The sequence below is a fragment of the candidate division KSB1 bacterium genome (assembly GCA_022566355.1).
Classification (GTDB): Bacteria; Zhuqueibacterota; JdFR-76; order JdFR-76; family DREG01; genus JADFJB01.
Genome location: JADFJB010000165.1, coordinates 1 through 7,729 on the forward strand (window position 1 = coordinate 1; position 7,729 = coordinate 7,729).

The following is a 7,729-nucleotide window of genomic DNA, read 5'->3' on the forward strand; positions in this document are numbered from 1 at the left end:
TTTTGGTTTGAAGGCAAGAAAGTTTCCAGTATGGGTCGTGGCTCAGTTAAGCGTAGTGGTTTCAGTCACGTAATGAGTTGTGTAAACCACTTCAATACATCGGGGGTACTATTGTCTGCTCTGGATGCTCTTGTTTGTAAGAGATCTTAATGTAGCTCCTTCTACTTGAGAACCAGTTCACTTTAATTTTCCATTTTTTTGCCATAGCCAGATACTTTAGATATTTTTTCCGATCTTTATTACACTTTAACAAATATCATATTTGATAAGAAGCTTAGAAAATATACGGTTTATATTGTATTTTGTAAATAACGTGAGTTCGACATAATCAATCTGAAGGGCTCAGGCTGCCGAATTTAAACTATGGTGAGCGGAGTCGAACCATGAATTCACTTATGTCGAACTCAACTTAAATAAGACTTATATTTTCTGATTACTATTCTGCTCAGTAAAAATGGAGAGCCATTATGAATTGTCTACATCATACCTGCAATCAAAGAAATTTCGGTATTAAGATGATTGTTCACGCGCTATTGATCATCCTTGTTATATCCTTTCAGGTTTCCGCACAAGAAACTGTACCGGTGGAAGCGAGAAAAGGCTTTGAAGCCATTAACGCTGACGGAATGAAGGCAATATTGTCTTTCCTTGCATCAGATGAATTGGAGGGTAGAGGTACCACCCAGAGAGGATTGCAAATTGCAGCAAAATTCCTGGAATCACAATATGCATTAGCCGGTTTAACCCCCGCACCAGGGGAGAGGTCGATGCTGCAGACATTTTTTGTTCTGGAAAGCAAAACGGACAAGGCTTCTTCAATTTCAGTGATCAAAAACAGTAATGGTTCGAAATTGACACGTAAATTTTCGCTGTACAATGATTTTTTTGTCAGGGGCCAGGGCAGCCAATCTTTCACCATCGATGCCTCTATTGTATTTGCGGGATATGGGCTTAACGATTCTAAATCCGGCTACAATGATTACAAAGGTTTAAACGTGAAAGGAAAAATTGTATTGGTTATGAGCGGCAGGCCCAGCTTTGCCAGTCCAGGAGCTGCACCCGGACGGAGAGGCAGGAATGCCAATATAGAAGCTGCTAAAAATGCAGGGGCAGTTGCAGTCTTTTCGGTTTCACGTCAATCCATACCGGAACAATATGCTCGTTTTAAAAGATGGCTCGATAGGCCTTCTATAACCTTGCAAAACCAGGAAGCAGGAATTCCCCGATTTACAATCAGTAATGAAGCCGCTAACGCGATCCTTGCCGAGAGTGGAAACAGTATTGAGTCCTTAAAGGAAAAGATTGAAGCTACTAAAAAACCCAGTTCATTTGTTTTGAAAACAATATCGATTAGCCTGGATGTTATTATTCATACTGAAGCTAAAAAGACGCAGAATGTAGTCGCTTATCTCGAAGGCTCCGATCCCAATCTAAAAGAAGAAGTTGTGGCATTTGGCGCCCATTATGATCACTTGGGTATTTCTGAAGATGGAACTATTTTCAATGGTGCGGACGATGATGGCAGCGGAACAACCGGAATTCTGGAAATTGCCAGGGCTTTTGCCAATAATCCGAACCCGCCAAAGAGGAGTCTGTTGTTTGTTTCTCATTCGGGTGAGGAAAGAGGGCTTTTGGGTTCGCGTTATTACACCGACAATCCAATCATTCCATTGGAAAAGACTGTGGTACAGTTGAATGTAGATATGATTGGCCGTAACGAAGACAACGATGTGTATATTATTGGCTCTGATTTTATCTCGACGGAATTACATAACCTGAACGAAACAGCAAACCAGGTTGTCGGCTTAAACCTGGATTATAAATATAACAATGTGGATGACCCTGAAAGATTTTATTTTCGCAGCGATCATTACAATTATGCCAAACACGATATCCCCATTATTTTTTACTTTACCGGCACGCATGAGGATTATCACAAAGAAACGGACGATGTTGGCAAAATCAAATTTGACAAAATGGAAAAAATTGCCCGCCTGATTTATTTAACCGGTTGGAAGGTCGCGAATTTGGACCATCGATTGTCGAAGGATGGTAAGATGATGACGGCCGTGGAGTGACTAACTCGACCCTCGATTCATCCCAGGGAAGAGGCTGAGTGAATTGGGTAATGCATACTCCATTATTTGTTGAAGTTCCAAAAAACTGCGGCGTCTACTTTCGCTCCGTCGATGCTTCTTTGTGATGATAGGTTGTTTCTCCCCTCATTTTGATTAACTTTCCTCTTACGGCTTAACGATTTGTTAGGCGAATTCTGATGGCTCTGAATAGATGTGGGTAGCGTGTGCTCAACTCAGATGCAACAATTATATGCCCGTTTTCGTTAAAATGTATGTCATTATCAAAAAACAGTTGAACATCGTTTTTCGCCTCTTTTTCAAAAGGCTTTGTTAAGTCCATAAAAGTTATGTTGTTTTTCTTTGAAAACAGCCGCCATTTATCTGAAAACTGTGGGGTTTGATTGTGTATGTTGTTATTAGCAATTCTAAACTTAGAGGGAACAACAGTAAGTATGAACTGTGCACCTGAAGCCTCAATTTCTCTTGCTAGTGTTTTGATAAGGTCAGCACTTAATTTAGTAATATTGGGATTTTCTTCCACCATGCCAGCAACAATATCTTTCTTCTTTTCTCTATTTTCATACATCCAAATCAACTGCAATTGCACCTTACGAAGAAAGCGCATTAAATATGATTTTCTGAGTAGATTTGTTATCCGGTTTCCTTCGGGACCAGGTATCGCTATCACTTCACCATTTTCATCCTTTTTAGCTATTCCTAAATAGGTTTCATCTGACGAAACATCGTTACTGTATAGTTGTACAATTACAAGCGTTGGATTAACTTCTTTGACTATCTTTTTCCACTGCAAAAGATAAAAAATCGGGCTATAGCCCGACATTCCATAATTTTTTAAAACGCAATCTGTATTGCGTTCTAGAATACCGACGAATGAATCGTTGTAAGCCACTTGTCCTGCCTCTGTGAATGAATCGCCAAGAAATGCTACCCGACAGGTTGAATTGGCATTTTTTGCATGAATCGTACTTGGATTTGCCACTAATCTATCTGCATCATAATAAATTTCATAGCCACCGTATTCGCCAGTTGGGGTATGCGATAGAAATCTATATTCAGCTGGATGAACATGGTGGAATATGCGGTGCGACTCATGTGGAGCATTACCGTATCCTTTTTTTAATACTCTAAAAGAAATTTCGGCAATTGATAACGCGACTACCGTACTAAAAATAAGTAAGATGGTAGAGAAGATTAACTTTTTTTTGATATCAAAAGCCATAGGCACTCTCTCATTTTACGGATTAATTAATGCTGGCCTAAGACCATGATCATTTTTTTTGTTTGTGTCATGTAATTTTATGAAGTAAGGCTGAAGCTATTGTTTATTAATTTATATTAACAAAATAACGGAAAGTAACAACAAATAAAAAGAAGATAACGAAGGATTTCAAAGTTAACGATTTGTTTTTAATTAATCCAATTTGTGTTGATTATACAATAAAGATACTTTTAATGTTATTTCATACTTCCTCACAAGAAACTGTACCTGGGAAGCGCAGAAAAGGATTTGAAGCAATTAAAGGAGACGAAATGAAGGTAAATGTTGAGGTGAATAGGGAAGTCATTAATGGATTTACAACAATGTGGACGTGGTGGTATTCAGGAAGAAGTCTCATGAATGGCATGACTCATTATCAATAAGAAATGGCATCTCGACTTTATATGGACTTTATGTTCTACAAAATCGATCAAAGGATAGACATTAAAGTTAATTTTAATCCTCATTGTAATTAACAATCACCCCTAATTTTTTCAACTTCTTCCAACTATTTAAAAATTCGTCACAATTAAATAATCACCAAATCTTATTGAAAATGTCTAATTGGTTAAGCATACTCATAATTGATTTTAGGTGTAAGTCCTTTATCAGCAAATGATGTAAAAGATAAACGCAAACGGATTGGTTTAAGAATTTTATGGAGAGCCCTTTCTGAAGACAAATTTGAGTCAAACAACTTTAAGAACAAAGACCGGGGTTTAGTTAATTCAAGTAGTTATCTAAATCATCCTCAAAAGGTTAAAATGATCCGTTGATTAATATTGTAATTCACAGAGTGATTTTCTAAACTATTTTGGTATAATATTTCATTCGGTTGGTATACTTTTTTCTGCGAAGCACTATTCCCAACCGGTTTTACCGTTCATAAAATCGTTATATCCCGGAAAGATCTATATCCATTCCAAATTTATCAGTGGGTTATTGTATGCCTGTGACTCAAATGGCGGAGCTGTATCAGATACCAGATACCAGATACCGGATGCCGGATGTTTGCTACTAAAAACTAATGGTTACAAATAACAAAAACTGAAAAACCAAATAAATTACAAATTTCAATTTTCAAAATACTGGATCATTGCTCATTGTTAATTGGTCATTGATAATTGCAAGTACTCTATAATTTACAGCCGGTTCCGAGAATAATTCTTTGTGGAAAAATCGACTTGTAAAGTCTATCTTTTTGTGATTAATCCAAAAACTATAAATTTTAAAAGTAAAAAAATGACAAATAGAAAATTCCAACCTCGTTCTTTAATCTTTAGATTCCTTGTTTTTAGCCTTTGTATTCATGGTGTTTCATCTTTCCGTTTGAATGCTCAGACGCAAAGCAGTAGTTTAAGGCATGCACAAGTGCAACAAGCACAGGTAAAACAAGCTGAGGGCAACAAATCCGGAGAATCGGTTTTTGATTGGAACACGTTATCCCGGATTGGAATGGGCGCTTTTACTGCGCGCGATATGGAAAGCTATCTGCCCGGCGCTGTGCCGGTTAATGAAGACTATCAGCTGGGACCCGGCGACAGGATTGGAATTTACTTACTTGGAAAGACCCAACGAGAATATGACATAACCATTAATGCAGAAAATAAAGCTTATCTTCCGGCTATTGGCGTCTTTGATTTTGGCAATCACTCACTCCTAACTGCAAAAGAGGAATTAAAAAAGTTATTCGACCGTTATTTTTCCGAAAAGAATTTCGAATTATTGCTTATTCAACCCAAGATGGTAATGGTCTCTGTGGTCGGTGAAGTAAATAAACCGGGAAGATATACCCTGAGTGGATTGCAAACAGTTTTTGATGCGGTTTTTAACGCCGGCGGCTTAACACCAAATGGGTCACTTCGAAATATTCAACTGCTCCGTACGAATGACCAGGTCGTTCGTGTGGATCTTTATGAATTGCTCGTCAAAGGTTGGGGACAAGGCGGACCACCCTTACAACCCGGGGATGTTATTCAGGTTCCACCTCTCAAATCATCAATACGGATTGCGGGTGAGATCTATCGGTCCGGCATCTATGAATTAGATCCAACGACCCCGGAATCATTACAAGACATGTTTACACTGGCCGATGATCTTAGACCTTTGGCTTACCTGGAACGTGTCGAGATTAGCCGAAGATTGGCAAATGGCGAGCGCGAAGTATGGTATGTGGATGTAAGAGATACCAACATTATTTCTTCTACGATCTTGCAGGATGATGATCATATTCGTATTTATTCTCTAATGGAGCAAAACCACCGCAAAACGGTTGAAATTCTCGGTGAGGTCAGGCGGCCGGGAGTCTTTACACTTGAACAGAATCTTACCCTTCGGGATCTGATTTTGAAAGCAGGCGGACCAACACGGACCGCACATTTACTGGAAGCCCAACTGGATCAAATCGAACCCAAAAAAGCGGTTAAACGAATCAAGTTTCCACTTGAAACCATTCTTAAAGGAATGGGCAATGGCGCAAACCTTAAATTAGATGAATATGACCGTGTTATTATTCGACGCATTCCGGAATGGCTTGTTGGCCCATCGGTAGAAGTTAAGGGAGAAGCCATGTTCCCGGGTATTTACACAATTACCAAAGACAGCACATTTCTCAGCGAAATCCTCAAACTTGCAGGTGGGTTAACCAAGGATGCATTTCTGCAGGAAGCCAAGTTGTTTCGGCCAACAACGCCAGCTCAAAGAGATCGAGAATATGAACGGCTCAAAGCCATGCGGCGGGATGAAATGACGGATCTGGAATATGAATACCTGGTCATGAAAGAAAGCCAGGATGTCGGAGAAGTAGTCGTGAATTTTAATAGTCTATGGAATGATGGAGATCGATCCCAGGATATTATCCTAAAGAATAAAGATGTTATTTACATACCCAGGGCGCCGCAGGTTGTTGAAGTAACAGGCCGGGTTGCCAAACCGGGTGGGGTTTTGTTTAAGAGTGGCGCCAATCTAAATTACTACATCGAACAAGTAGGTGGGGTAACCTGGGATGCACGACCTGGACGTACTAAAGTGATCAAATCTACCGGTGAGATTATGGATGATGAAGATGTTAAAGAATTATTGGCGGGTGACATTATATGGGTACCGCGTAAACCGGATCGAGACTATTGGAAGATCTTTCGGGATACAATGTTAGTGATGGGACAATTAGCAACAGTATACCTGGTGGTTCAAAATTCTACAAAATAAAGAGGAAGAATTGTCAGATCAGAATGAAAATGAAGTAGATCTTCTGGATTATATTGTTGTTCTGGTAAAGCATCGTTGGATGATTCTGCGTAATTTTGGAATCGTTGTAATCCTAACTATTATTATTTCGTTCATACTACCTAGTGAATACACCGCTGTAACAACTTTGATGCCTCCCCAGGAACAAGATAAGTTCTCAATGGCTGGCGTATTATCCGACGTGTCATTTCCCGGACTTTCGTTACCAGGAAGTGCAAATTCATCGGATATTTTGGTTCAGATATTATCAAGTCGGACTGTAAACCAACGTGTATTACAAAGAAAATTCAATTTTAAGAGCGATAAAAAGCCATTGTTTGAAATTCTCGATTATGATTCTGTAGAGGTTGCTCTGATAGACATAAAAGGCTACACCAGTTTTAGTGCGAATGACGAAGGTATCATTAAGGTGAGCGTAACCATGAGAGGCAGGTATCTTTCTGCAGATGTTGCAAATGCTTATGTTCAGGAACTGGATAGAGTGAATCAAGAAAAAAGTGTTTCGCGCGCCAAAAATTCACGTATTTATATCGAATCTCAACTAGACGAAACAGGAATTGCCCTAAAAAAAGCAGCCCAGAACCTTGCAGCTTTTCAGCAAAATAACAAAGCCGTCTTCCTTGAAGAACAAATGAAATCGTACATACAGCAAGCAGCAGAACTAAAAGGGCAAATAATTGCTAAGGAAATCCAGATAGGTACTATGAAACAGACCATGAAAATGGAAAATCCACTAATCCTAAAAGCCCGGCAAGAATTAGAACAGTTACGCCGGCCTTACCGGGAAATGTTATATGGCAATATTAGTACAGACCAAACGAATAGTGAGTTCCAATTACCCTTTATGGATGTTCCGGAAATTGGATTACAATTGGCTGAATTAACTCGAAACTTAAAGGTTCAGGAGACAGTCTGGATTCTACTTAATCAGCAGTACTACCAGGCCAAGATAGAAGAAGCGAGAAATACTCCTACAGTTCAAGTGCTGGATGCAGCGGTACCTCCCATTATAAGAAGTTTTCCAAAACGTAAAGTATTGGTTCTTATTTCCGGTCTTTTAGCCTTTATTTTTAGTTGTTTTTGGGCTTTTGGAAAAGAGTATTATGTTCGGATCAACAAGCACAGT

General features: G+C 39.2%; 4 protein-coding genes. 3 read left to right on the plus strand and 1 reads right to left on the minus strand.

Annotation, left to right across the window (positions count from 1 at the left end):
- Positions 1–467: 467 nt before the first annotated feature.
- Positions 468–2,078, plus strand: a complete 1,611-nt coding sequence (locus IIC38_19090) for a M28 family peptidase (GenBank protein MCH8128032.1) — start codon at positions 468–470, stop codon at positions 2,076–2,078.
- A 172-nt stretch (positions 2,079–2,250) separates the two neighbouring features.
- On the opposite strand, the gene IIC38_19095 is transcribed toward IIC38_19090, so the two are convergent.
- A complete protein-coding gene (locus IIC38_19095; protein ID MCH8128033.1) occupies positions 2,251–3,318 on the minus strand; it encodes an SGNH/GDSL hydrolase family protein in 1,068 nt (355 codons plus the stop codon).
- Between the two features lie 1,281 nt (positions 3,319–4,599).
- Between IIC38_19095 and IIC38_19100 the strand changes: the two genes are divergently transcribed.
- Both IIC38_19100 and IIC38_19105 read left to right on the plus strand, forming a co-directional pair.
- Positions 4,600–6,564, plus strand: a complete 1,965-nt coding sequence (locus tag IIC38_19100) for an SLBB domain-containing protein (protein MCH8128034.1) — start codon at positions 4,600–4,602, stop codon at positions 6,562–6,564.
- Between the two features lie 10 nt (positions 6,565–6,574).
- Positions 6,575–7,729 (plus strand): hypothetical protein (locus IIC38_19105; protein ID MCH8128035.1); only part of this gene is annotated, 1,155 nt, incomplete at its 3' end.